The 1,481-nt window shown below is 66.4% G+C and carries 2 protein-coding genes and 1 pseudogene; all 3 read left to right on the top strand.

The window, feature by feature from the left end:
* A pseudogene (locus tag AC097L_RS24035) lies at positions 1-500 on the top strand (branched-chain amino acid ABC transporter permease); the annotation flags it as partial.
* The gene (locus AC097L_RS24040) at positions 497-1,243 is read left to right on the top strand and encodes an ABC transporter ATP-binding protein (RefSeq protein WP_479589245.1); all 747 of its coding nucleotides are present in this window, start codon (positions 497-499) and stop codon (positions 1,241-1,243) included. The pseudogene AC097L_RS24035 and the gene AC097L_RS24040, both read left to right, overlap by 4 nt.
* Positions 1,243-1,481: ATP-binding cassette domain-containing protein (locus AC097L_RS24045; RefSeq protein ID WP_479589246.1), on the top strand; the 239-nt coding region annotated here is incomplete at its 3' end. The genes AC097L_RS24040 and AC097L_RS24045, both read left to right, overlap by 1 nt.

The raw sequence follows: 1,481 nt of genomic DNA on the forward strand, positions 1-1,481 counted from the left end.
TCATCGCCGGTTTTTTTGCAGGCATAGGCGGTGGGCTGGCCGCGCTGAACTTCGAAACCGTGACCGCCGACGTGCTGGGCAGCCAGCGCTCGGGTGCGTATTTGCTGTTTACTTATCTGGGCGGCTCGGGCCACTTTTTCGGCCCTGTCGTGGGTGCTGTGCTGATGGTGCTGGCGAATGTGCTGCTCAGCGGCATCACCAAGGCCTGGCTGCTGTACGTGGGCCGGGTGTTCATCGCCATGGTGGTGTGGGTGCCGGGCGGCGTGGTCAGCCTGGCCGGGCGGCTGCGCTGGAGCGATGCCCCTCGGTATGCGGCCTGGGCGCTGGCGTTTGCCGGGTTGGCGGCGATGGTGGAGATGGTGTACCAGCTGCAACTGCAGGCGGCGCTGGGGCCGCAGCTGCGCTTCCTGGGATTGGCCCTGGACGCGACCAGTGGAGTGAGCTGGGCTGCGGCTACGGCGGCTTTGGCAACAGGCGTACTTTTGGGGATGCGCAAATGATCCCCGCGCTGCAACTCATCACCCTGCGCAAGAACTTCGGCTCGGCGCAGATCATCCAAGGGGCGAACTTGACCGTGGCCACAGGCGAGCGCGTGGCGCTGATCGGCCCCAACGGCGCGGGCAAGTCCACGCTGTTCAACCTCATCAGCGGCCGCACCGCGCCCAGCAGCGGCCAGATCTTGCTACACGGTCAGCCCATCCACGGCAAAAAACCGTTCGAGATCTACCGCGCAGGTCTGGCGCGCAGCTTCCAGACCAGCAACCTTTTTGCCCAGCTCAGCGTGTTCGAGAACCTGCGCTGCAGCCTGCTGTGGAGCCGGGGCTACGGCTACACGTTTTGGCGCTTGCTCAGTGGCCTGAAGGACGTGCGCGAGCGGGCCGAGCAGCTCATGGCCCAGGTGCAGCTAGACGGCAAACGCGACGTGCTGGCCGCCCACCTCACCTACGCCGAGCAGCGCGCGCTGGAGCTGGCCATCACCATCGCAGGCGGCGCCAGCGTCATCTTGCTGGACGAGCCCACGGCGGGCATGGGCGTGCAGGAGGCCGCCGGGTTTGTGCAACTCATCCGCGAGATCACGCAAGGCAAAACGCTATTGATAATAGAGCACGATATGCAGGTGGTATCGGCGGTGGCGGCCAAAATCGCTGTATTAGTAGCGGGCGAAGTCATCGCCTTCGACTCGCCCGAGGCGGTGCGCGCCAACCCGCGGGTGCAAGCCGCCTACCTGGGGCAGGCGGCCTGATGCTGCAAGTCCAGAACCTGCGCGCCTTCTACGGCCCCACGCCCGTGCTGCACGGCGTGTCGTTCGCCATCCAGCCCGGTGAAACCGTGGCCCTGCTGGGCCGCAACGGCGCGGGCCGCTCCACCACCGCCAAGGCGCTGATGGGCCTGGTGCGCTGCGAGGGCTCCATCCTGTGGCGCGGCCAGCAACTGGTGGGCCAGCTACCCTGTGCCATCGCCCAGCAAGGCATCGCCTATGT

This window comes from Rhodoferax sp. RT5P35, from assembly GCF_056521385.1.

Bases quoted from the DNA above. Each gene is read 5' to 3' on its own strand.
- AC097L_RS24040 (WP_479589245.1), top strand. From the start codon at position 497: ATGATCCCCGCGCTGCAACTCATCACCCTGCGCAAGAACTTCGGCTCG.